At 41.5% G+C, this 25089-nt stretch carries 18 protein-coding genes; 8 read left to right on the top strand and 10 right to left on the bottom strand.

Translation table 11 applies throughout. The features are described from left to right. The first annotated feature begins 57 nt into the window (after positions 1-57). Positions 58-2139, top strand: coding sequence for a S9 family peptidase (locus tag BWD42_RS22945; RefSeq protein ID WP_175992134.1), 2082 nt, complete (start codon positions 58-60; stop codon positions 2137-2139). Positions 2140-2202: 63 nt separating this feature from the next. On the opposite strand, the gene BWD42_RS22940 is transcribed toward BWD42_RS22945, so the two are convergent. Beyond that, positions 2203-3150 (bottom strand): MlaD family protein, encoded by a 948-nt coding sequence (locus tag BWD42_RS22940; protein WP_077438748.1) that lies wholly within the window; start codon positions 3148-3150, stop codon positions 2203-2205. A 64-nt stretch (positions 3151-3214) separates the two neighbouring features. Next, positions 3215-4015, bottom strand: coding sequence for an N-acetylmuramoyl-L-alanine amidase (locus tag BWD42_RS22935; RefSeq protein ID WP_077438747.1), 801 nt, complete (start codon positions 4013-4015; stop codon positions 3215-3217). Positions 4016-4216: 201 nt separating this feature from the next. Here BWD42_RS22935 and BWD42_RS22930 point away from each other — a divergent pair, with 201 nt between their 5' ends. The 3 genes from BWD42_RS22930 to BWD42_RS22920 all read left to right on the top strand — a co-directional run bounded on the left by BWD42_RS22930 (position 4217) and on the right by BWD42_RS22920 (position 9710). Then, positions 4217-6847, top strand: coding sequence for a putative LPS assembly protein LptD (locus BWD42_RS22930; RefSeq protein ID WP_077438746.1), 2631 nt, complete (start codon positions 4217-4219; stop codon positions 6845-6847). A gap of 141 nt (positions 6848-6988) precedes the next feature. After that, positions 6989-8248, top strand: a complete 1260-nt coding sequence (locus BWD42_RS22925; RefSeq protein ID WP_077438745.1) for a competence/damage-inducible protein A — start codon at positions 6989-6991, stop codon at positions 8246-8248. 112 nt (positions 8249-8360) lie between these two features. Then, positions 8361-9710 carry a dihydrolipoamide acetyltransferase family protein gene (locus tag BWD42_RS22920; protein WP_077438744.1) on the top strand — a complete coding sequence of 450 codons (1350 nt, stop codon included), beginning with the start codon at positions 8361-8363 and terminating at the stop codon, positions 9708-9710. A gap of 139 nt (positions 9711-9849) precedes the next feature. On the opposite strand, the gene BWD42_RS22915 is transcribed toward BWD42_RS22920, so the two are convergent. After that, on the bottom strand, positions 9850-11223 hold the full coding sequence (locus BWD42_RS22915; protein WP_077438743.1) for an MATE family efflux transporter: 1374 nt from the start codon (positions 11221-11223) through the stop codon (positions 9850-9852). A 239-nt stretch (positions 11224-11462) separates the two neighbouring features. Between BWD42_RS22915 and tatA the strand changes: the two genes are divergently transcribed. Next, positions 11463-11981 carry a twin-arginine translocase TatA/TatE family subunit gene (gene tatA / locus BWD42_RS25120; RefSeq protein ID WP_077438742.1) on the top strand — a complete coding sequence of 173 codons (519 nt, stop codon included), beginning with the start codon at positions 11463-11465 and terminating at the stop codon, positions 11979-11981. 85 nt (positions 11982-12066) lie between these two features. Next, positions 12067-14304 carry a Tex family protein gene (locus BWD42_RS22905; protein WP_077438741.1) on the top strand — a complete coding sequence of 746 codons (2238 nt, stop codon included), beginning with the start codon at positions 12067-12069 and terminating at the stop codon, positions 14302-14304. Between the two features lie 56 nt (positions 14305-14360). Here BWD42_RS22905 and BWD42_RS25305 read toward each other — a convergent pair whose 3' ends face one another. Further along, positions 14361-14453 (bottom strand): IS3 family transposase, encoded by a 93-nt coding sequence (locus BWD42_RS25305; protein ID WP_077438787.1) that lies wholly within the window; start codon positions 14451-14453, stop codon positions 14361-14363. A gap of 78 nt (positions 14454-14531) precedes the next feature. Between BWD42_RS25305 and BWD42_RS22895 the strand changes: the two genes are divergently transcribed. Together BWD42_RS22895 and BWD42_RS22890 are read left to right on the top strand one after the other, a co-directional pair. Beyond that, on the top strand, positions 14532-15218 hold the full coding sequence (locus BWD42_RS22895; protein WP_175992133.1) for a hypothetical protein: 687 nt from the start codon (positions 14532-14534) through the stop codon (positions 15216-15218). A gap of 4 nt (positions 15219-15222) precedes the next feature. After that, on the top strand, positions 15223-15498 hold the full coding sequence (locus BWD42_RS22890; protein WP_077438739.1) for a hypothetical protein: 276 nt from the start codon (positions 15223-15225) through the stop codon (positions 15496-15498). 577 nt (positions 15499-16075) lie between these two features. On the opposite strand, the gene BWD42_RS22885 is transcribed toward BWD42_RS22890, so the two are convergent. Genes BWD42_RS22885 through BWD42_RS22860 form a run of 6 tightly spaced genes read right to left on the bottom strand, consistent with a single transcriptional unit; the run spans position 16076 to position 25069 of the window. Then, entirely contained in the window at positions 16076-17233 is a 1158-nt protein-coding gene (locus tag BWD42_RS22885; protein WP_077438738.1) for a sialidase family protein, read from the bottom strand. 57 nt (positions 17234-17290) lie between these two features. Continuing rightward, on the bottom strand, positions 17291-19222 hold the full coding sequence (locus tag BWD42_RS22880) for a family 20 glycosylhydrolase (protein ID WP_175992132.1): 1932 nt from the start codon (positions 19220-19222) through the stop codon (positions 17291-17293). Between the two features lie 57 nt (positions 19223-19279). Next, entirely contained in the window at positions 19280-20500 is a 1221-nt protein-coding gene (locus BWD42_RS22875; protein ID WP_077438736.1) for an AGE family epimerase/isomerase, read from the bottom strand. A gap of 32 nt (positions 20501-20532) precedes the next feature. Next, positions 20533-22638, bottom strand: a complete 2106-nt coding sequence (locus BWD42_RS22870; protein ID WP_175992131.1) for a GDSL-type esterase/lipase family protein — start codon at positions 22636-22638, stop codon at positions 20533-20535. Between the two features lie 29 nt (positions 22639-22667). Beyond that, positions 22668-23903: an MFS transporter gene (locus tag BWD42_RS22865; protein ID WP_077438734.1), complete on the bottom strand. Its 1236-nt coding sequence runs from the start codon at positions 23901-23903 to the stop codon at positions 22668-22670. 26 nt (positions 23904-23929) lie between these two features. Then, positions 23930-25069, bottom strand: coding sequence for a hypothetical protein (locus tag BWD42_RS22860; protein ID WP_139351264.1), 1140 nt, complete (start codon positions 25067-25069; stop codon positions 23930-23932). Positions 25070-25089 lie beyond the last annotated feature (20 nt).

Below are 25089 nucleotides of genomic sequence, written 5' to 3'. Positions count from 1 at the left end.
TGCTTAGCTTTTAGTGGCAAAATATGTAACTTGCGAGGACATTTTTCAGCAATATATATGAAAAAACTTACAATAATTACATTAGCGATTATGGCATGCAACCTCAGCAATGCGCAAGAAAGCAAAGGTGGAAAATCCGGTTTAAAGACGGTTACTGAAACACCACAACCTATTAGCCCCAGCGCACTTTGGGATCTCGGACGTGTATCAGCTGAAGGACTTTCTTCAGATGGTAAGACATTGCTGTACGGTGTTTCCAATTACAACTTAGAAAGCAATACGAGTGAGAAGAATCTTTATACCATTTCATTGGCCAATGGTGCCGGTGGTCAATTTACGGATCAAAAAGGAGGCGAAGCTGTAATCCAGATCGAACAAAATGGCGATGTTATATATCTATCGAAAGGCCATTTGTGGAAAAAAAATCTGACAAAGGGGGAGGCAACTCAGCTGACATCTGGTGAAATGTCCCTTGAAAATGTTATATTTTCGCCAGATGGAAAGTATATTCTTTTTAGCCAAGCTGTATTAATCAAAAAATACCACAGTACTGATAAATATCCGGAACTGTCGAAATCAGATGCTTATATTTATGACAACTTGGATTACAGACATTGGGACACATTCAACGATGGAAAATTTAATCATCCCTTTGTTGCTAGCTATAGCAATGGAAAAATAGGAGAGCCTATTGATTTACTGAAGGATCAACCCTATTATAGTCCACAGGCTCCTTTCGGTGGCGCAGAAGATTTCATTTGGTCACCCGACAGCAAAGCCGTGTTATATGTTTGCAAGAAAAAATTCGGGACAGATTATGCCGTGAGTACCAACACAGATATTTATCGTTATGAATTGTCTTCTGGTACAACCACTAATCTAACGGAAGGCATGAACGGCTATGACATTGCACCAGCTTATTCTCCAGATGGTAAAAGTTTAACTTGGCTCAGTATGAAAACCGATGGTTATGAGTCTGACAAAAACGACATCATCCTATTTGATAAAACCAGTTCAATCCGATTAAATTTAACAGCACACTGGGATGGTACCGTCAACAGTTTTATCTGGAGCAATGATAATCGCAAAATATACTTTACCGCTGCCACTAAAGGCACTGTGCAGTTATTTGAATTAGAAGTCCCTTCGAATATAAAGTCGAAAAGCCTTCCAAAGATCCAACAAATTTCAACAGGAGACTTTGATATTACGGGGATTGTTGGTCAAACCGGAGATAAGCTGATTGTTACTTTGACCAAATTCACACGTGCGACCGAAGTCTTTAGCTTTGATCTCAAAAACAAATCTTTGACCGCAGTCACCAAGGTCAATGACGACAAGTATGCTGCAATTGCGGAAAACAAAATTGAAAGACGTATTACAAAAGCCTCCGACGGAGCTGATTTATTTTCGTGGGTAATTTACCCCCCAAATTTTGATCCCGCAAAAAAATACCCCACTATACTCTACTGTGAAGGCGGTCCTCAATCTGCGCTCACGCAATTTTATTCTTTCCGTTGGAACCTGCAATTAATTGCCTCACAAGGATACATTGTTATCGCGCCAAATCGTAGAGGTATGCCAGGTTGGGGAGTAAAATGGAATGAAGCGATTTCCCAGGATTGGGGCGGACAGCCGATCAGAGACTATTTATCTGCTATAGATGACATATCAAAAGAAACATATGTAGATACAGCGCGTAGAGCAGCAATTGGCGCAAGTTATGGTGGTTATTCCGTTTACCAGTTAGCCGGAGTACATCAAAATCGCTTCAAAACATTCATTGCACATAACGGCTTATTCGATATGAGAAGTTGGTATGGCACGACGGAAGAACTGTTCTTTGCCAATCATGAATTGGGCGGTGCCTATTGGGATAGCAAAAACGAAAAATCCTATACGCAGTTTAATCCGATTGAAAAAGCAAACAACTGGCATACGCCTATTCTGATTTTTCAAGGCGGAAAAGATTACCGTGTTCCAATAGGACAGGGTTTAGCAGCCTTTCAACTTGCTCAGTTGAAAAAAATAAAGAGCAGACTTGTTTATCTCCCTGATGAAAACCATTGGGTACTATCAGGACACAATGCTCAGGTCTGGCAAAGAGAATTCTTTACATGGCTTAAGGAAACCTTATAAAAAAACACCGGCTATAAACATAGCCGGTGTTTTTTTTATAAAGCTGGATATCTGTCAAAAAATCTAGTTTTCACTTTTTTTTCCGAAAATAGAAAGCTTGATATATTTCCCCGGTTTCTCCTTAACATCCTTCATCAGATTATCCATTTCTTTAGACGCACTGTTCAGATTATGGTATAATTCTTCATCATTAAGCAATAAACCAATTGAACCTTTGCCACTATTGATCTTGTTTGTAATATGCTGGAAATCGGACATCGCGGTATTTACCTTGTTCATGGTTTGTTCAAAATCCAGTCTCGCCGCTTTATCCGTTATATTGTTCAGGTTAGCCATTATTGCATTGATTTTCTCACCATTTTGTGAAAAATTGGACGTGATCGATTCCAGATTGGCCATAATTCTATTTAGTCTTCCCTTTTCGGTTCCAACAAGTCCCTCTACATCTTTTGTAATTCCCTCCACATTTTTCAGAGACGTAGAAATACTATGAATACTATTCTTAAAATCGTCTTGGAATTGCTTATCTAACACGGCGTTAACTACTGACAATGTAGAATCCAATTTGATTGTAATTGTTTCAATGCGTTTCTGAATGGGCTCAACTTTATCCATGATATTCGGTTGAATGCCTGAATTTAGAAAATCACCATCTTTGGCCATTTCTGTACTATTTCCCATATCAAAAACAATTGCCTTGCCCCCCAGCAAATCTGTACTGGAAATACGGGCAATAGTGTTTTTAGGAATATTATAATGGGAATGGATCTTAAATTCTGTTTTTATTTTACCATCTGGCTGTAAGATCATCTTTGACACTCGTCCAATCTGATAACCATTAACTAAAACAGGCTTCGAAGGAGTCAATCCGTCCACTGTGGGATAAGTGGTATAAAATGTATTATCGCTACTGAAAACGTCGTTTCCCTTTAGAAAACTATACCCTATAAATAATAGCGCGATCGCAACTGTTGCTAATATGCCGACTTTGGTTTCATTTGATATTTTCACAAATCTTTCTTTTTGTAATGTGCATCATTAATATAACTTTAAAACAGCATAAAAGCAAATCTGTTTAGCGTTCAACAGAATTTTTATAGATTTTTAAAGCTGAAACCAGATTATTGACAATTTCTTGTTGCCCCTCATCTGATAGTAGGTAGCTTTCCTCTTCCCGATTACTGATAAATCCGATTTCTGTCAGAACAGCGGGCATCCCTGCCTCTGCTAATACTGCTAAACCTTTTTCCCAAAACCCGCGGCTATGTCTTCCAGCTTTCACATACTCCCCTTCGATCATCTGTGCCAAACGGATGCTTTTTTCACGGAATCTGTTTTTCATCAAGGAAAAAATAATTGCACTTTCAGGGTCTTTAGGGTCAAATCCCTGATAATTTTCTTTGTAATTTGATTCGAGTAATAACGATGCATTCTCGCGCACAGCAGCATCCTGTTGCCCTAAACGATGTGAACCAGACACCAAGCTTTCTGTACCATGCGCACTGGATCCACCTGAATTACAGTGAATGGAAATAAATAAATCCGCTTTATTCGCATTCGCTAAACGAATACGTTTATACAATTCCACGAATTCGTCGGTAGTTCGTGTATAAATGATCTTGATTCCCGGAATATCTTTTTGAATTTGTCGCCCGAGCTTTAGCGCAACATCCAAAGCGACATTCTTCTCTAGGGATCGACGTCCCTGCGCACCGGTATCTCTCCCACCATGCCCTGCGTCTATAACAATAGTTTTAATCTGATAGTCGGGTGGTTGGGGTTGACCGTTGTTTAATTTGAAAGAATTCAATAAAAAAAATCCCAAAGTAGCAAACACGATGCTACACCATTTTCTAATTCTTAAATCTGATTTCATTGAATAATTATTTGCTCTACTATAAACGAAACAAAATGAGTCAATATTATTTCTTTAATAGATAACGATATTTAACATATTTTCTATTTGTTTTTTGACTAATTTTGTCCTTCGAAGTTTAACATTATTTCACAAAAATAACATTTGTCTTTAATTTTGAAGTCGTTAATCAACATTTTAACACTATTTATCATTCTTGCAATGGGCAATTCAGCATTCGCTCAGAGCAATATTCCATTAAAACAGAACGGACTTCAAAGTAAGGACCCGGTCTCGACGACCAGTAAACTGCAGGACACAACTAAAATTAAACCTGTCGATTCCACGAAATCCGGGCAGGATACCACCAAGAAAAAGGGCGGCGGATTGCAGGCTGAGGTCAGCATTATTGCAGTAGATTCGCAAAAATCAGAAGTGGCAAAGAATATTAGCCACTTGTACCGTGGCGCCAAAGTGAAGTATCAGAATTTTGAACTTTCAGCAGATTATATTCGCCTCGATCGCAATCAAAAAAAGATTTTCGCATCGGGGATCTATGATAAAAACGGCAAATATGTAGGTCGTCCTATCGTCATTATGGGAGATGGCGAATCTCCCAAAACGGTAGATTCCCTCTATTATGATTACGAAAAACAGGAAGGGAATACTTATGGCATTATGACGGAGGTCGATGGTGGATTTATCCAGGCCAATATCGTCCGAAAGAATATTTATGATGAGATGTCCATCTACAAAGGACTCTACAGTACCTGTAATTTACCTGAACCACATACCCATTTCGGTATACATATATCGAAAGGAATTGTGACCAAAAATCAAATTATCTCCGGTCCCGCATATCTAGTTGTAATGGGTGTGCCCATGCCCGTAGCCTTCCCATTTGCCTTCTTCCCAAAACCTGATAAAAGAGCCTCAGGCTTCCTCTTCCCTTCATTTGGGGAGGATTATACACGGGGCTTCTCCATGCGTGATATTGGTTGGTATCTCGCATTCAACGATTATTGGGACAGCGAAATTAGAGGATCACTGTTTTCAAAAGGTTCATGGGAAGTATCCATGAATACCCGTTATACTGTTAATTATAAATTTAACGGGGGATTTAATATCCGCTACGCTAACACCAAAACAGGGGTGGAAGGAACAAAAAATTACGGTTCCAATAAAGACTTTAACGTCACCTGGAACCACACTCAACGTCAGGAAGCGAATCCGGGAACATCTTTCTCCGCCAGTGTAAACTTCGGTACGGCCTCCTATTTCCGCAACACAGGTACCGGAAGTAATCAAACCACCTACGAAAATCTGGCCCAGAATAGGATGGGATCATCCATCAGTTACGGAAAAGTGTTTGCCGATGGAAAAGTTAACCTAACAGCAAGTTTGACCCACAGTCAAAATATGGCGGACAGAAGTATTCAATTAAGCTTACCCAATATCAGCTTAAACGTTTCTTCGTTCAACCCCTTTGACAGCAAAGATCGTGTCGGCGAACAGAAATGGTACCAACGTATTAATGTTGGCTACAGCTTTCAGGCGCAAAACACGGTCAATACCAAAGACAGCCTATTGTTTAGTTCGGGCGGTTTCAAAAGATTTCAGAATGGTTTCCAGCATAACATTCCGATCAGTTTATCGCTTAACGCTTTTAAATACTTCCAGTTCAACACCAGCGTGAACTATACCGAACGTTGGTACCTACAAAGCACCAGACAACGTATTGATAACACGCCTGCGGGTTATAAACAACGGCTTGATACCCTACAAGGATTTAACCGCGCTTACGATTACTCGATATCTACCGGTCTTTCAACCAAAATATATGGTAGCTATCCAAAGATCGGGAAAATTGAAGCAATCAGACATGTGGTCACACCGTCTATCAATTTTAACTATAGACCAGATTTCTCCGATCCACGTTACGGATTCTATCAGCATTACAACGACCAATATGGCAACCGGAATGTATACTCCATCTTTGCACAAGGTTTATATGGTTCGCCTTCTGCCGGAAAATCTGCTGGCATAGGTTTCTCAATAGACAACAATATTGAGGCCAAGGTGAAGAGCAAATCCGATACGACCGATGGCGGGGTCAAAAAGATCCCGATTCTCCAAGGGTTAACTTTTAGCGGAAATTACAATTTTGTTGCAGATTCGTTGAAACTGTCGCCGATAACTTTTTCGGGGCGTACAGCATTTTTCGATCAGAAGATGAACGTAAATTTCAACGGTACCTTTGATCCCTATGCTGTCGATAATAATGGTACCCGTATCAACCGCTATGCGATCAAAGATGGAAGTTTGGCCCGCCTGACGAATTTTGGTCTTTCCTTTGACTATAGTTTAAATCCAAAAGCGGCCAAATCCCGTAATAACAATATAGATTCCTTAAGAAAAGAAATGTCCGGTACTGGGATGACTCCAGCCCAGGCGCAGGCTTTGGCCCGGATCAGTTCCGACCCCAATGCTTTTGTGGACTTTAACATTCCCTGGAATCTGGCCGCTTCATTCAGTTTTAATATGTCCAAGTTCTTTAATTCCAGTACGCGACGTATGGACAATCAGATCACCAGCACACTGAATTTGCATGGGGATTTTAGTGTTACCCCTAAATGGAAAGTCACCTTTCAATCAGGCTACGATTTCAAGCAAAAAGAAGTTGTCATGACTTCCTTCAATATCTATAGAGATTTACACTGTTGGGATATGTCCTTTGGATGGATGCCATTTGGACGATATCGAAGCTATAATGTCACCATACGAGCGAAAGCATCGATCCTGCAAGACCTCAAATTGACAAAAAGAGCAAGTTCTGGAGGCAGTTATTTTTAAAATAACTGCTTTTTTTGTTCTTATTCCTATCGAACATCCCAAAATCCTTGCTGTTGCAATTCGAAAAGACCATCCTGAAATTCTTTTTATCAAAACAATTTTAGCGTACAGTAGATCCGTAATTTTACGTAAGTTTATACTATGAAAGCAGAAATTATTACGATCGGAGATGAGATTCTAATAGGCCAGATTATAGACACCAATTCCAGCTGGATTGCACAACAATTGAGGAAGTTCGAGGTGGAGATTGTCCAGATGACATCCATACCAGACACCGAAGAAGCTATTTTCAGCACCTTAAAAGATGCATCTACAAGAGCCGACTTAATTTTAGTTACGGGTGGACTTGGCCCGACCAAAGATGATATTACAAAAAAAACCGCCGCAAAATATTTCGGGACAACATTAATCCGCGATCAAAAAGTACTTCAGCACGTAACAAGTTTCTTTGAATCCCGTAATATGGAAATGTTGGAAATTAATAGGCAGCAAGCTGATGTTTTGGCAAATTGCGAAGTATTGTTCAACGACTATGGGACAGCCCCCGGCATGTTGGTTTCGCATGCACAGAAACAATATATTTTTATGCCCGGTGTCCCCTTTGAGATGAAACATCTGATGGAACAGCGTGTATTCCCTTTGATCAGCCAACAAAACAAAGATATATACATCCACCACGAAACGATACTTATCGGAGGCATTGGAGAATCTTATCTCGCCGAGCAAATAAAAGATATTGAAGAAGAACTCCCTTCAAACATTAAATTGGCCTACTTGCCTACTTTGGCTTTTATTCGCCTACGGCTCTCCGGAAAAAGTAAAAACAAATCGGATATCCTACAAGAAGTAAAACTATTTAAGAGCAAACTTCTGAATCGATTAAAAAATCATGCCGTGGCGGATTACGATACAACTATTGAAGCCTATTTGATCAAGCAGTTTACGCAACAGCAACTGACACTGACGACAGCAGAAAGTTGTACGGGCGGTAGTTTGGCAGCCTCACTAACTGCAAACCCCGGAAGCAGCGAAATCTTCGTCGGCGGAACCATCCCCTACTCCAATAGACTAAAACAACAGTTACTGGGAGTAAATGAAACAACGTTGGAGCAATTTGGTGCGGTCAGTGAGCAGACAGCTATAGAAATGGCAACAGGTGCCAAAACCAAATTTAACACAGATTATGCCATTGCAACGACCGGAATAGCTGGTCCTGGAGGCGGTTCTGCTGAAAAACCTGTCGGAACAGTCTGGGTTGCGGTAGCTGGAAAAAAAGAAGTGATTACAAAAAAATTTCAATTCAGCAACGATAGACTCGTAAACATCGAACGTACCCGCATGAATGCACTTTTCCTGCTCTGGAAACTACTGGTAAAAGAAGAAGGTCGAGAACTTGAATAATATAAAATAATATTCTAACAAAGTCCTTTTTTAAGGAATAATATTTCAAATTGTTGAAAGTAAACCACAATTTAATTAACTTCGTTTTTCTATAACGAGATTGCTAAAAAATATGGCTTTATATAAACTCTTACTTCCAAAAATGGGAGAAAGTGTATCGGAGGCAACGATTACCAAATGGTTGAAACAACCTGGCGACCAGATTGACGAAGATGACACTTTATTGGAAATCGCAACGGATAAAGTTGATTCAGAAGTACCTTCTCCTGTGAAAGGAATATTGAAGGAACAACTTTATACCGCAGATCAAATCGTTCAGGTCGGTGATGTTGTTGCCATTATAGAAATAGAAGGAGGTGCCGAGACAAGCGAACCTGCTGCTCAACCGGAAGAAAGCCCCGCTGATCAATCTACAATTTCAAGCGAAACTATCGAATTGGATATACCGGGTATAGCACAATTGAATAGTCCGACCGAAGAAACGACCAATGCTCATTACGAACACAGTAGTCGTTTTTATTCGCCCTTGGTAAAAAATATCGCCCGTCATGAAGGATTATCTCAGGAAGAGCTTGACCGTATTCAAGGTACCGGAGCTGAAGGGCGAGTTACAAAAGAGGATATTCTGCTGTACGTAGCTAACAGAGGGTCTCAACAAAACCCAGATCATGTGCAACCAGCCAGTGCTCCTATCGTCAAAAACGAACCGGCTCCAGCCATGCCTGCGCCAACTGTCCATACTGTTGTAAACGGGAATGACGAAATTATTGAAATGGATCGGATGCGACGCTTGATTTCCGATCACATGGTCAAGAGCGTTCAAGTATCGCCGCACGTCTGTTCATTTGTGGAAGCCGATGTTACGAACCTCGTTCTGTGGCGTAATAAAGTAAAAGACGCTTATAAAAAACGTGAGGGAGAAAATATAACGTTCACACCACTATTTATAGAAGCAATTACCAAGGCATTAAAAGACTTCCCTTTGGTGAATATATCGATAGACGGTTATAACATCATTAAAAAGAAAAATATCAATATCGGTATGGCCGCAGCACTGCCAAACGGCAATCTCATTGTACCTGTAATAAAGAATGCAGACCAGTTGAGTCTGGTAGGACTTAGTAAATCGGTGAACGACCTTGCGCAGCGTTCCCGTGCCAATAAATTAAAACCCGACGACACGCAAGACGGGACATTCACATTTACCAACATCGGCGCTTTTGGTAATATTATGGGAACACCGATTATCAATCAGCCACAGGCCGCGATATTAGCAGTCGGTACCATAACCAAGAAACCAGCGGTAATTGAAACGGAATACGGTGATATGATCGGAATCCGCCATATGATGTATCTGTCCCTATCCTACGATCACCGTGCCATAGATGGCGCCCTGGGTGGCACCTTCCTGAAACGGGTGGCGGACTATCTGGAAAACTGGGATAGCAACAGAGAAATTTAACTGCAACAGTTTAGCGATAAAAAAATGGCTGTCCTTTTGGACAGCCATTTTTTTATTTAACATACGCTATATCCGCAGGGTAATGTATTTTCAGCGATACAAAATCCTTGTGTCAATACTATCTTCACAATGCTCTACGCTACAATATACTATTTTCAAACTGGAGCTTCTTTTTCCTGATCACTAATTTGAACCGTAAATAGAGCAACAGCGATGAAGTCAATAGGCCCAAGGTCAAACCATACCAGATGCCCTCAATTCCCCAATCAAAAAGTATCCCCATCACATAACCACTCGGTAGTCCGATAACCCAATAGGCAATAAAAGTGATGATCGTCGGAATATTGACATCGCCCATACCTCTCAAAACTCCCAGTCCCACAACCTGTGTACCATCAAATAATTGAAAAAGTCCTGCAATAATCAGTAGCTGAGCTGCAATGACAACCACAGCCTTATCAGAAGTAAAAATATAAGGTAGATAATTATTGAAGATCGCAAACAAAGAAGCAGTAATCAGCATAAAAACCAAAACCAACTGATAAGAGGTGATGGCGAAGCGCTCCAGGCGGAACAGATTTCTGTTCCCGTAGCTATTGCCTACTTTGATCGTTGCTGCTGCTGCAATACCACTGGCCATCATATAGGTCATTGCTGCGAGCTGAATCGCTACCTGATGCGAAGCCTGCGCAGTAGCACTAATTGTTCCTGCCAGTAAAGATGCACCGGCAAAGGCACCAATTTCAAAAACGTATTGCATCGCAACGGGTGCACCGATCTTCAAGATCTTTCCTAACCTTACCCGATCTATTACCGTAATTTTAAAATGCTGAATGTAGCTCTTAAACTTTTGCGAGCGTAGCACATAAGTCATCATGACAGACATCATCAAAATACGATCAATCAGGGTACTATATCCGACCCCTCTTACACCCATCGGTGTAATACCGAACATACCTTTAACAAAGATAATAGCAAGTATAATATTGAGTACGTTTCCCCATATCGTTACGTTCATCGCCTGTTTGGTAAAGCCCAAACCTTCGGCAAACTGCTTAAATGTACTGAAGACCATCAACGGCAACATTGAAAGGCTTAAAATCAGCAAATAGGGTTTCGCCTCCTTTACTACCGCGGGATCCTGATTCAAATGGTCAATTGCCAGCATGGATCCGAAATAAACCAGACAGAACAACAATATGCCCGTAATGATATTCAACCAAAAACTATTGGATAATAATACCGCACACTCCTCTTTATTATCACGGCCATTTTCCTGTGCGATCAAGGGGGTGATGCCATAGGCAATCCCCAGTCCCACGACCATAACGATCATAAATACAGCATTCACCAGGGATACTGCTGCCAATGGAATTGTCCCGGCAAAATGTCCTACAATAACGCTGTCTGCTGTATGCACCAATGTATGACCCAATTGTGAAATGACAACCGGACCAGCCAATACCATCGTACTTCTATAATACGGCTTGAATGTTTTAAATTTTCCCAACATAATCAATTCCTCAAAAAATAGGCACAAAAATACAAAGATATTTCCGACCTATCGTGATATTAAAAAATATTTAGCAAAAATATAACAAAATTTACCTGTCAATTACAGGCCCTTTGTTAAGTAATTTTTATGTTTCAAATACCTTAAAATTATCTTAAATTTACTTGTTGGTCTAAGAACTATAGAAATATAAATGTAACTTAGCATCTAGTTAGTAATCAAAAGAAGAGGAAAAGAGTATGTACAGTCCAGTAATAACATTTCTAAACATCGGAACACAGGAGATGATTTTAATCGTGTTTGCGATCTTGTTACTTTTTGGTGGCAAGAAGCTTCCTGAATTGGCCAGAGGTTTAGGTAGAGGGATACGAGAATTTAAAGATGCATCCGAAGGCATCAAGCGCGAGATTTCGGATCAGATCAATAATTTTGAAAAAGACATAGATATTAAGGCAGAAGCCAAAGCGGAAACCATTCCAAATGAAGTAAAAGTCGCAGAAGAACAGGCCAAAGCTGAGCAAGAATCCCAGTCCGCAGAAACGGCTGAAAGCTCAGAAGCTGAATCGACGAAGAAAAAATATGAATTTACCACTCCTGCCGGAGTTGTAGAACACAATCCACATAAGCAATTAGATTACGGAGAGGAACCTTCTCATATCACCTACGGATACAATGACCACTTTGCTGAAAACAAAAGCAACGAAGGTGAAGAAAAGAAACCTACAGAACAGGAGGAAAATACAAACAAACCTGCGTAATTCCATTGTATTAATTTATAATCAGATATTTCATAGAGCTGTTGAATAACCATTCAACAGCTTTCCTTTTTAAGTAAAACCCACAATGAGCTTATTATCACACGAAATTACCATTGCTAACGAGCTATCCATAAGCGAAAAACAAGTTCGCACCACAATTCAACTGTTGGAAGAAGGTGCTACGGTTCCATTTATCTCCCGTTACCGGAAAGAAATGACCGGTAGCCTTGACGAAGTACAGATTACAAACATCAGAGACCGTTCCCAACAACTCAAGGATCTGGATAAACGTAAAGAAGCTGTCTTAAAATCCATCAATGATCAGGGGAAACTAACACCTGAACTTGAACAACAGATAATGTCAGCCGAGACGATGGCAAATCTGGAAGATATCTACCTTCCGTACAAACCAAAACGTAAAACAAGAGCCAGTGTTGCCCGCGAAAAAGGCCTTCAACCCCTGGCCGATCTTCTTTTGGGACAGGATAAAACAGATTTTATGGCCCTTGCAAGTTCGTTAATAGACCCTGAAAAAGGTGTCAACAATAGTGAAGAAGCCTTAGCTGGGGCAAGGGACATCATTGCTGAAATTATTGCCGAAGATGCGACAGTACGATCCAAATCAAGAGCTATATTTCTGGAAAAGGCGGAATTTGTATCGAGAGTGGTACCAGGAAAAGAAGAAGCGGCGATTAAATACAAAGATTATTACGAATGGTCAGAGCCGTTAAAAGACGCTCCTTCACACCGCGTTTTAGCTATGCGCCGCGGTGAAAAAGAAGAATTACTCTACTTGGATATCGATATCAACGAAGACAATATCCTTCCAACCATTGAATCACTCTACATCAAAGCTTCTAACGATGCCGCAGCACAGGTGAAATTGGCATTGACAGATAGTTACAAGCGATTATTGAAACCTTCTATGGAAACAGAAATCCGCGTGTTGACCCGTCAAAAAGCAGATGAGGAGGCTATCAAAGTTTTTGCGGACAATGTTCGTCAGTTACTTTTAGCCGCTCCATTGGGACAAAAGAGATTACTTGCGATAGACCCTGGATTCCGAACCGGATGTAAAACCGTGGTATTGGATGAGCAGGGCCAGCTGAAAGAAAATACGGCTATTTTCCCACATAATGGTGCAAATGGACTTGCCGAAGCACAAAAAACGATTACATATTTAGTCTCAAAACACGATATTCAGGCCATTGCGATCGGTAATGGAACTGCAGGACGTGAAACCGAAGATTTTGTGAGAAAACTGGGCCTTAGCAATGTTACCATTGTCATGGTTAATGAAAGCGGGGCTTCTATCTATTCAGCATCTGAAACTGCGCGCGAAGAGTTTCCAGATCACGATATCACTGTACGAGGTGCAGTATCGATCGGAAGAAGATTAATGGATCCATTAGCCGAGCTGGTTAAAATTGATCCCAAATCAATTGGTGTCGGTCAGTACCAACATGATGTAGACCAAAATAAGCTACAGACATCCTTGGACGATACCGTCATCAGTTGTGTCAATGCGGTAGGTGTGGAACTGAATACAGCTTCAAAACAGATTTTATCCTACGTTTCTGGCTTGGGTCCAGCTCTGGCCCAGCAGATTATCAAATATAGAAACGAAAACGGGCCATTTTCTTCACGCCGTGAATTGAAAAAAGTACCTCGCCTTGGGGATAAAGCCTTTGAGCAGGCTGCAGGTTTCCTTCGGATACGAAATGCCGCCAATCCATTGGATTCATCCGCAGTACACCCTGAGCGATATGCATTGGTTGAGCAAATGGCAAAAGATTTGGGTAAAAAAGTAGAAGACTTGCTCAAAGATGCGGAATTAAGAAAATCCATTCCGTTGAAAAACTATATCACTGCGGAAGTAGGACTTCCCACATTAAATGATATTCTTAATGAACTGGCCAAACCTGGTCTTGATCCCAGGGAAAAATTTGAAGCTTTTTCATTCACTGAAGGTGTCAATAGCATTAGCGATTTGCGTATAGGCATGAAACTTCCTGGTATCGTAACCAATATTACCAACTTTGGCGCTTTTGTGGATATTGGTGTACATCAAGATGGCTTAGTACACCTGAGCCAACTATCCAACCGTTATATCTCCGACCCGCATGAGGTAGTCAAAGTGCAGCAGCATGTGACAGTAACGGTGACCGAAGTGGATGAGAAACGTAACCGCATTGCCTTATCGATGAAAACAGATGAAAAACCTGTTCTCCCCAAGAATAAACGAAATGAGAGCAAACGGCAAGTGGAACCAGAAACAGACATGGCGAGTAAACTGGCCGCGTTGGCAAGTAAATTCAAATAAATCCTACGATTAAATAAAGGCTGATTTTCGGTCTGACCCCAATAAGTTGGGCTAATTTACGCAGTGTTTTTGATATAATGAGCTCGGTATTCCACCGGGCTCATTCCATTTAAGTCAATCCGTATGCATTGGTTATTATAATACTTAATATAGAAAGTCCAACAGTTTTATTTCGTATCTTTAAAAGACACATGTTTTGATTTGTTATGAGAAACTGCATTTTACTATTGTGCTTATCACTTGTAGCGGTACATTTCCAAGCTAAGGCACAACTTGCTGATGGTGCGTATATTTCCACGGCAGGTACCAACAAAAACTTAATTTTGATCAAAGATCATTACCTCTCCTTCATCGACTATGATGACAGCAAAAAGCAATTTGGTTATACCTGGGGTGGCCCCATACAACAACAAGGCAATAATACCAGCATTACGATCGAATATGACACAAAAGATTCGACCCATATTGGGAAGAAAGCCAATCTTTACTTTAAAATACAAAATGACGCGATCCAAATAAAGACACCGGACTCCGAGCGAATTTTCAAAAGGCAGAAAGCCATCGCCCAAGATTTAGATGCTTTATGGAGAATTACCGGCAGGCAGCAAGAAGCCAAGATGCATGAGATTCCAAAAGCGGACCGCAAAACAATAAAGATCCTGGTTGATGGCTACTTCCAATGGATCGCTATTAATCCAGCTCAAAAAGGATTTTACGGAACGGGGGGTGGACACTATGTTTACAAAAACAATCGTTACACCGAGAAAATACTATTCTTTTCAAGAGACAATAATAAGGTCGGTCAAGAACTTAATTTTAACGGGAAGCTCGAAGGTAATAAATGGCATCATAGCGGAAAAAGCTCAAAAGGAGATGATATCTATGAAATCTGGAGTAAAGAATTAGCAAATTAACAAGATGACAATAGAAGAGTTTCAATTATTGGACAGTCCTGTTCATGACTGGTCTGCCCTCCAAAAATCATTATGGTATGACAAAAAAGGAGATTGGAAAACAGCACACGATCTCATTGATCAGCTGGACGATAGGAAAGCCGCCCATGTACATGCGTACCTTCACCGCAAAGAGGGAGATCTCTGGAATGCCCGCTATTGGTACAATCGGGCGCATCAGCCTGTTTATGCAGGTGATCTGGATGCTGAATGGGAGGAATTGTTTCGACTATATTTCTAGCCAATCTACACATCCTTGTTTTTATTGAACAAGGATGTATTTCTTATTATTGCACTTGCCGCCCCTTATAACCAACTTCTCTAAAATGTCTCTATTCTGTTTTGACATGAATTTCGTTTGTATCTCGATCACAGCGCTAAATCCGGATAATTTATTAATTATCCCAAACAATAAATTTTAGTCAAAACATATAGCCAAAACAAAAACGATAGGTCATTTCTGTAACAAAAATAACACAAAAGAAAAATAACCCAAGATCTACAAGCAAAATGGCATGGATATTGAACATAATTTCCTATACTTTAAAAAGTATACTTTTCATAAATTTAGGTTAATAATTGGTTAGGTTAAACACCTGAAGTTCCCCGCTTCAGGTGTTTTTTTGATATATAGCCTCTATTGCATCCCCCTCATTTCTGCGTCCATTCTAGACAGAAAATTTATTCCATCATAAACTTATATCCAAGTTGGTCAGTTGAAGATAAAATTCATTGTATACACCTGTTTATTATATATTTAAGCATCAACATCGGTGTAGAATCAATACGCTGCAAAAATCGTTTTCGGGCAACAATAGCTATTGGAGCTTTACCGGCACAAACACAATTTTTCGATAATTCTCCTTTTCGAATAAGACACCGATTTTATTTTTAGTCAAAAGCACTAAATCAGAGTAGGCTGCATAGTCACCTTTTACACCTTCGGGAGCTTTGGCAACAACTCGATTGAAATACCAGGTTTTCCCCTGATCCTTACTCAACCTGAGCGTCAGATTATCTCTTCTGTCCGATGTGGCAGCATTGCAAACAGCTAATTGGTATCCGCCTTTCCCCTGCCAAGAAAGCACAGATCCCTGATTGACAGGGTCGGGCAGGTTTTTATCGTAATAGGTCGTATCCCAAGTTACTCCGCCGTCGTTCGAATACGATATGATCCGTTCTTTCACATTGCCTTGTTGATTGCGAGAATTCATATACAACCCAGTTTCAGAGATCTGAGCTGCCATCGTTTCGTTTGATCCCTCAAATTTCACACTCTTCCCTATCTTGAATGTTTTGCCGTGGTCGTCCGAGTAGTAAGAATGGGCAAAATAATCTTTACCATGCTCTTTTGGATTCCCTTCGGAATGATTCGCCGGAATATAGATCCGTCCTTTATATTTACCGGAATCAAACTGCAATGCATGCCCTGGTGTATTTGCATAGGCGCGCCAGTCCTCATGAAAAACATATTGTGCATTCACGGAAGGCTGATTGGGCCGATGGGTTTGCAGTGTAATGTTTTGTGGATCGGACCAGGTTTTACCACCATCCGTCGAACTGATTGACCAGCACTCGCGTAAACCATTCCCTTTACGCACCTCTGCTTCGTGATTATTACCGGTATTGTAAAAAAGTAACAGTCGTCCTTTTGGATATGCCGGATCTAACAAGTCGACCAGGGGTGCAGGATTTCCGACCTGCAAATTATCATTGTCAACAGCGACATGCAATGGGCCCCAGGTTTTACCATTGTCCGGACTGATTTTATAAACGATATCTACATTCCCAAAGTCTCCCGCATGATCCACCCTTCCCTCGGCAAAGGCGAATAATCGGCCTTGTTTATCTTTGACAATAGCCGGTATCCGATAGCTTTTATAACCATCTTCACCAGCAACAAATACATTGACTTCCTGCGCGCGGCTGATTCCAAACAATAGGACTAATGCGGCTGTAATACCTAATTTCCTCATATCTATTTTATGTTAATTATTATTCAATCTAAAATTTCCGAAAGGGATATCTACCTATCACTCATTATCAATAGGAAGACAGGTAAACATCCATTTCAGTGGATTTTGCCAATCTGTCCCCTTTAATTCTCCAACAGGAAGTTTTACGACAATGGTATTCCACCCCTGCCGTAACTTGACTTTTCTAGGAACACGATAACTATATCCTTCATCCACCAACGGGATTTCGAGATTCCCCTTTTGACCTGCATGTTGCCATTTAGGCGGAACCACCTCCGTTTCATTTATCCAAAGTTTGCTTTTCCTTTCATCCCAGGTCTCCAAATGAGGAGAATCGCTTGCATAGGAACGTGAGAGATCATTGAAGCCAATCCAGAAGTTTTTGTACTCCGGCTGATCACTCCAAATCTTGCTTACTGCATATATGGTGGTATTTTTAAGCGGACGATCAATTGCTCCACGAACCACGTCCGCCCACCAATGTCGCAATACAATCGTTCCCCCATAAAACACACCAATCTGCTTAGAGGCTTGAAACTGCCCCTCCCGCTCCTTATTTAAAGACATATCCAGATTTCCCTTATTCTCAAAAGGCCCATACAATGTCCATGTTTGCTTACTCTGCCGATAATAGGGGAAAATAAAATTTTTAAAGTACAAACGCTTATGTTGAAGCAAACGCTCCTCAAATTCAGCAAATTCGGCAAGTCCCCGGGCATCGGTTCTGATATTACTACGCCATTCAAATTCTCCGCCACCTCTCCAACTGCGTTCCGCAAAAACAAGCAATGCGGGATAAATAGCATTTTGATGAAACACATCACGTTCATTACTTACAGCCCGATCTGGCCATGAACATAACGTCGCTCCAAGCAACTTCTTGTTTTCGCTCGGCTGTCCGCCCAATTGTCTATAAAACAGTGCTGTTACCGTCTCCAATGGATCCATATGATTGATATACAGATGCTTTGAATCAATCACCTCAAAAGGATAATCGTTTGTAATCGGCTGAGGTCCTCCCATCCAAAGCTGACGTATTGTCTGTGGCTGTAGATTACCACCTGGATCCCAACCGATAGTCTTCATTCCAAGTTGTTCAATCCATCTGGTCATTTCCGGTAAAAATCGCTGATTATGAATCTTCACTTCATCGCCACCAATATGCAGATAGGGCAATCCTGGATAGGTCGTCGCAAATTCTCGGACGAGCTCCTTGACCATTGCAGTACCACTATCGCTTTGCATATCTGTTTTAAAATAACGGCGAAAAGCCGCCGAATGTCCCGGCATATCTATCTCAGGTACGAGCTGGATATGCCGATCATGACAATACTGAATCAGCTCCTTCATCTCTTCGACAGTATAATATTTCCCCTTCCAGCGCTCCATATTCGATGAATCCGTTAAACCTGGATATTTTTTACTGATCAGTCGCCAAGCAATATCTTCGGTAAAATGGAAATGAAAAACATTCAATTTATACTTAGCCATGATATCAATCTGTTCCTTCAACAAAGCCAGGCTTTGATAATTGCGCCCCACGTCCACCAGATATCCCCGCCAACGGAAAGAAGGATAATCGGTAATCGAACAATAGGGGAACTTGCCATTGCTACCGCCCAGTTGACGCAAGGTTTGTAAAGCATAAAAAATACCGGCATTGCTTTTGGCCTCAATCTGTATTCCTTTCGGATCAACAACAATTCGGTAAGCTTCCAGAGATTCCGAAGGCAAACGCAATTCCATCCCACAACGAATGGATAAAGTAGCTTGCCTTGTATTGTCAAAATCAACCTTTTGTATGTTACTATTTGCTAATAATACGATCAGCCCCTGTTTATTAGCGTTGGATATTTCCCCTTTTACCTGTATATTGACTCCCTGCTCAAGATGGTAGTGACCTGTTTTCCAGTCTACAGACTGGGGCATGGGCAGCAAAGGGCTTCCTGTGCCAGCAAAACAAAAGAAGGGGTTGATAATTAAGCACAAAAAAACAATCAGCTTAACAAAACAGCTATTTGTATCGCAATACCTTCGCATAACAATTTATAACTTAATCGAACTAAATTCCTTCAAAACTTGCATACAATACCACTCCTGACGCGGGAGATGAAAAGGCCCTTTAAATAAATTTCCCTTTGCGGTTTGGGCTATGGTTCCATCCCGGTGAAGATACCCAAACCATTCACCATTCGTTTTATCATGAAAATGATCATAAGCGTACTGATTGATTTGTTGATGCCAATGCTTATATTTCGGGGCACCCGTCATAACATAAGCAAGTAATGTGGCTATAATCGTTTCATTCTGCGGCCACCAAAATTTCATGTCCTGCCAGTATTCTTGAACAGGCTTATTATAAACATCCTTGAAATAGAGTATCCCGCCATATTCTTTGTCCCAACCGCGTTCCCACATATAATCCAACATACGACAGCCAAGGCCAACCAAATCCGGATCCCCATTCCGATATCTTGCTTCATGCAAAATAAACCAAGCACCCTCAATAGCATGGCCCGGATTGAGTGTACGTCCATCGATATGGTCGATAATTTCGCCCTGCAGCCCCACCTGTTCCATGACACATCGAATATCATCTTTTACAAAATCTCTTTCGATTTCCGCTATACAGGAACTGATGACTTGGTCACAACGTGGGTCACCAATAGTTTCGCGGATCTGCTGTGCCGTGTTGATCATAATCATCGGTACGCCTATTCCCTTCATTGGTCTTGTTGGTTCATATTTGGGCTCGATCAATTTTACACCATTTGCATAGTCTATGCATATGCCAAATAGACGTCGAGCTTCTGCGGCAATATCCGGATCTCCGGCTGCTTTTGCATAGGCAGCAAATGCTATGGCCGCAAATGTCTCGGAGAAAAAATAACGACGCATACGAATTGGATTTCCCTGACGGTCTACATGAAAATACATTTTGCCATTTGCATCAAAACAATATTTCTTCAGAAATTCATAGCCAATGCGAGCGGCTTCCAACCATTCTTCTTTTTCTTCAACCGTATTGTAAAGGGTCGCGAGCAACCAACATGCCCGGCCCTGTATCCATACAGCTTTATCTGTATCAATCAAAGTACCGTCCTGATCCCGCATAAATAGATAGCCACCACACTCATGGTCAATTGATCGAGGAAACCAAAATGGAAGGGTATCTTTTAAAAGCTTATCGCTATAAAAGACTTCCAATTCTTTCAAATAAGCAGCGTCTAGTATTTTTGTTGTATCTTTTATATTTGTCTGTTTCATCTTTTCCAGTTTTTACATCAATTCGTTTAGGTTTACTTTATTCTCAAATCAAAGGTGGACACTGGTGTACCAATTTCGTTCTGAAGATTTGCCCGGCTGAAAGGTTCGTATCCATACAGCAGTCTGATCAGATCTACCGTTGGTTTTCGGATCTCGACGACATTGTCCGATACGATACTAGCGTTACCATCGAATATTCTGCCCCTATTGTCCACCAATTGAAAACCTTTTAGAGGGCCGTTGCCCTTTACTTCTAATCGGACACAATGATCGAATGTCAATAACAGCTTATCCGCTTGGACCTTGCATCTTACGGGCTCCGGATGATTCGCATTCAACGATGCTCCATATACATATTTACTCACCAAGTTGGCCAGACGCTGACCTACCAATAACTTTTCGTGCGGATGTACATCCAAAGAATCACCGAGATCAACTGTTACTGCCATGTGGGTATCTTCAATCTGTTTCTCCAATAAGCGTTGCGAGTTTCTAAAGTCACCCCATGAAGGTCTATCCAAACTCGTCAGCTGAACAAAATAAAAAGGCAGATGCTGATTGAAATTTTTTCGCCAGGAAGACACCAATGTTTTGAAAAGGCGCTCATGAAGTTCCATGTTATGGGTATTGCTTTCACCTTGGTACCAAAGTATCGCTTTCAAACCTGTATCCAGCCATTTATTGACTCCTGCTTCAAAATTGTAGGCCGGCTGATAAGGGTGGCGTTGGTTCCTTATTGTTGAATGAAGCAAATTTTGACTGGCGCGCTCCCGGCAAAAGTCCTGCAGAAAATCTGATTTCCGCCAATTGTGGATATAAGAGGCCAGCAGATCGTCGTTTTCTAAAGACTTGCGGTCAATCCATGATTCCGTATTAGATCCACCCACGGATAAATCAATAATACCAATAGGAATATGTTGTTCTCTAGCGGTTTGTTCAGCGAAAGAATAGGCTACAGCGGAAAACCCTGCCGCTTCATCTGATGTAGCCACATTCCAAGCACCATCAAAATACAGTAAGTCGTTGACTTTTTTTAAGGTAGCGGTATCCCACGCAACCGCGTTGGTTTCAGCTAAATTGCGGCATTTAAAAAGGCGTAGATTCTTTAAGCCAGCTGCATCTTTGATTAACTGTTCACCTTTTGTGGCTCTACGAAGTTCAAAAGCCATGTTCGATTGTCCAGAAGCAAGATATACATCGCCAAAGAGGATATTTTTTAATTCTATTTTTTTATTACCCGAGTGTATCAGGATATCGTAAGGCCCCCCGGCCATCATCTTGGGAAGTTTGACTGCCCACGAGCCATCAAGACGCACGATGGTCTTAAAAGTCATTTTATTAAATACAATTTTTACCTCAGCAGCAGCAGTCCCCTTACCATGGATACTATTTTCCCAGTCACGTTGGAGTACCATATCCGACCCGAGCGTTTCAGCCACTTGCAAGTCCTGTTTAAGGGGGCTTAATACATTAGCTACCTGTCTTGCGATTATTGCTGCCCCTTGTCGATTTGGATGCAAATAATCATCAAACAAATCAATTCGAGTATGAAGCGGCGTATGGAGATCAATCAATCCCACCTGATTACTCGCCGCTATCTGTGGTAAAAGTGCCTGAATTTGATCATACCACTCACGTGTCCCGGATAGGAAACGCGGATGGCCACTAAAAATCGGTGTCAACCGACATATATAAATCTGCATCTCTGGGTTTACAGCCCGTATGGAGTCAATCAATGCTGCATAATCCGATGAAAATGAATTTCTATAATTCGGCCAATTTCTTGGATCTGTATCATTGAGTCCCAGATGGATAATGGTAACATCGGGTTTAAAAGCCAATGCCTTTCGGTATTCAGGCGTTTTATCATACGGTCTATGCCCTTTACGCAATAGTGTAGCCCCCGAATGACCAAAATTACGCACCTCAAACTCCTGTCCCAGCAGGGCTTGGAGTTGAACGGGATAAGAATCCTGTGCCGGATGAACGAGACCATAGCCAAAGGTTATGGAGTTACCGATACAAGCGACCTTAATAGGTACTTGTCCCAGAGCGCTTGAAAAAGGAACAATCAAACTTAAAAAAAACATCAGCTTTTTCAGCATGCGATTGGCGATCGACCCAATTATAGATTTCATCTTCATTGCCTGATATATTAAGGAAATCATTATTCCTCCGTCTCTTTCGGTTTCAGCAATAGCAGCTGCAATAAAAGAGCGATTAATACTGCTCCGCCTAGCAGCGCGAAGCCCAGTCCAAAGTGCCCTTCATCTTTAAACTTGCCCAACCATTGGGTTATCGCCGCACCGGCAAATACACCTACCATATTCATGAACCCATAAGCTGTTGCACGCAAGTTGTTCGGCACGATCTGACAAAGAATAGGCATATTGTTTGCATCGAATATCCCGAAACCAATTCCAAAACAAATTGCGGCCCCCAATACGGCGGGCAGTGTCTGCCCGACACCCAAAAGCACCAAAGCGGGAATGGTTAACCCAAGACCAATAGCGCTGGTATAGATGCGGCCCCGAATATGCTTTTGCACCCATCGGTCACTCACTATTCCGCCTACAATTACGCCGATAAAGGATGATATCGCAATCGTAATCGTCGATAAAGGGCCTGCACTGGCCATTGGTATGTCCAGGCTGTCCGCAAATAAAGTCGGTAGCCAATTTTTTATGGCCCATCCCGGCAAACTTGGCGCGGCGAAATAAAACAAGAGAATCCAAAATGCCACATTGGAGAAAATCAGTAATAGGCTTTTACGCAGAGACAATTGGCCTTTCAAATTTACCTCTTCCGCAGCGGGTTCATTCCTTTTCTCCAAGAGTAACAGCGCGAGAACCAAGGCATAGCAAATTCCTACAATTCCAAACCAATGAAAGGCGGTATGCCATCCCTTCGTCGCAGCCAATGTTGCCCCAAAGCCCCCCAATGCCTGACCAGTATATAATCCTGTCATGTGCAGACCAATAGCAAGTGAGCGATTTTTCCCCGTATGATAATCTGCGATCAACGAAAGCGCAGTAGGAATATATAAGGCTTCACTAAATCCCATAATAGCCCTTAATACCAATAACGTAGAATAGTCATTTGCCATCCCCATTCCATAAGTTACTGCAGACCAGACAAACAGACTTCCTACGATCAGCCATTTTCTATTGCTACGATCAGCGACGATACCCGCTACAGGGCTCATTATGCCGTAGATATAAAGAAAAACTGCCATTAGCACACCAAAAGTTTCGGCACTTTGCAATACAGGGATATCAATTTGCATGGCGTCGCGCATGGTCGACAGCATTTGACGGTCCATGTAATTCAATAAGGCTACCCCCCAAAGTAGGGCTACTACCAGCCAGGGATAAAAAGATTTATGTTGTAAGGAAGATATCATATTGGTCTATATTCTGTTTTTTTATCCTATTTCTCGAAAAAATTAGCCAGTAAAATCTTTGGGGATCGAACACCAGCTTTAACTTCACCACTCGGTAAGACAATCATATCATCCCATACAACAGCTGTTGTTGTCACCGGAGCACTGGAAGGAAGCTCCCCGGTCTTCTTCCATTTTTCATAGCACAGATCATAACGCCAGATCTCCCGTCCAAATCCGGGGTGATTTCGCTGCAGTTGATTTTTAGCCTGGGTCAACCGCTTTGCTTCCTGTCGATCAGATGCGTGCTTGGCTTCAAAGATTAAAGTCTCAACACGATGAAAAGTAGTTCCACGGTCTGCGCTTAGCAGCCATAATCCATCGTCCGGCAAAATACAGGCAACAGCAGCTGCGGCCTTAAAAGGGATCTCTGTTAGCTTTTCCCAGTGCCTCCCACCATCCGAAGATTTCAGTACCTCTTGATACAATGTAGAGACAGCATCCTTGTTAGCCTTCCTTCCTCCTACGGCGATTAGATTATTGGATTTGTCCGTAAGCAATTGTAAATGTGAGACTGCGTAAGGTAGTGATCCGACCCGTATCCATCCTTGGGCAAGATTCTCCAGATCAAGTTGCAATACCTGGTCTGAAACACCGTCTTGACATTCACCGCCCACAACAAAGAGTTTATTCCCGATGTGTGTCGCCCCCATATTGGATAATTGAAACGGAAGATCTGGATACCTCAAAGCTGTTATTTTCTTGGTATAACTATCGTATTGAATCATGCGACAAGCACTTGTCTTCCCTTCTTCCGCTTCACCACCAATAACAAACAGCCCGTTAGGCAAGCTCAAATTTCCACCATACGCAACAGCCTCCGCAATCGTATCTCGTGCCACCAGATGAAGTGCCTCGCCATCTCTTGAATAAACAAACACCTCCTTTTGGATCTTTTTCACACCGCCTTCCCAAGGCGGTAAATCCGGAAAATTAGCTCCTCCGCCAATGAGTAAATAACCGTTAGTGAGACCGACAATTGGACCAGCAACCCCAATGGAAGGCTTCCCATTTTGCATCATCGGCAATTCAATAGAATTATGCCATTCCAAACGGCCTACCTGTCCATTAACACTACTTGCAAACAGTATTCCCACGAAGATTCCCATCCAATTTTGTTTCGTCATAATTATTCATTCTCGAATAT

This window comes from Sphingobacterium sp. CZ-UAM, from assembly GCF_002000245.1.
Taxonomy (GTDB): domain Bacteria; phylum Bacteroidota; class Bacteroidia; order Sphingobacteriales; family Sphingobacteriaceae; genus Sphingobacterium.
Note: the sequence above shows the minus strand (reverse complement) of the source record. Positions and strands in the feature narration are given on the sequence as shown.

Bases quoted from the DNA above. Each gene is read 5' to 3' on its own strand.
- BWD42_RS22945 (WP_175992134.1), top strand. From the start codon at position 58: ATGAAAAAACTTACAATAATTACATTAGCGATTATGGCATGCAACCTC.
- BWD42_RS22935 (WP_077438747.1), bottom strand. From the start codon at position 4,015: ATGAAATCAGATTTAAGAATTAGAAAATGGTGTAGCATCGTGTTTGCT.
- BWD42_RS22930 (WP_077438746.1), top strand. From the start codon at position 4,217: ATGGGCAATTCAGCATTCGCTCAGAGCAATATTCCATTAAAACAGAAC.
- BWD42_RS22925 (WP_077438745.1), top strand. From the start codon at position 6,989: ATGAAAGCAGAAATTATTACGATCGGAGATGAGATTCTAATAGGCCAG.
- BWD42_RS22920 (WP_077438744.1), top strand. From the start codon at position 8,361: ATGGCTTTATATAAACTCTTACTTCCAAAAATGGGAGAAAGTGTATCG.
- BWD42_RS22915 (WP_077438743.1), bottom strand. From the start codon at position 11,223: ATGTTGGGAAAATTTAAAACATTCAAGCCGTATTATAGAAGTACGATG.
- tatA (WP_077438742.1), top strand. From the start codon at position 11,463: ATGTACAGTCCAGTAATAACATTTCTAAACATCGGAACACAGGAGATG.
- BWD42_RS22905 (WP_077438741.1), top strand. From the start codon at position 12,067: ATGAGCTTATTATCACACGAAATTACCATTGCTAACGAGCTATCCATA.
- BWD42_RS22890 (WP_077438739.1), top strand. From the start codon at position 15,223: ATGACAATAGAAGAGTTTCAATTATTGGACAGTCCTGTTCATGACTGG.
- BWD42_RS22885 (WP_077438738.1), bottom strand. From the start codon at position 17,233: ATGAGGAAATTAGGTATTACAGCCGCATTAGTCCTATTGTTTGGAATC.
- BWD42_RS22875 (WP_077438736.1), bottom strand. From the start codon at position 20,500: ATGAAACAGACAAATATAAAAGATACAACAAAAATACTAGACGCTGCT.
- BWD42_RS22870 (WP_175992131.1), bottom strand. From the start codon at position 22,638: ATGAAATCTATAATTGGGTCGATCGCCAATCGCATGCTGAAAAAGCTG.
- BWD42_RS22865 (WP_077438734.1), bottom strand. From the start codon at position 23,903: ATGATATCTTCCTTACAACATAAATCTTTTTATCCCTGGCTGGTAGTA.
- BWD42_RS22860 (WP_139351264.1), bottom strand. From the start codon at position 25,069: ATGACGAAACAAAATTGGATGGGAATCTTCGTGGGAATACTGTTTGCA.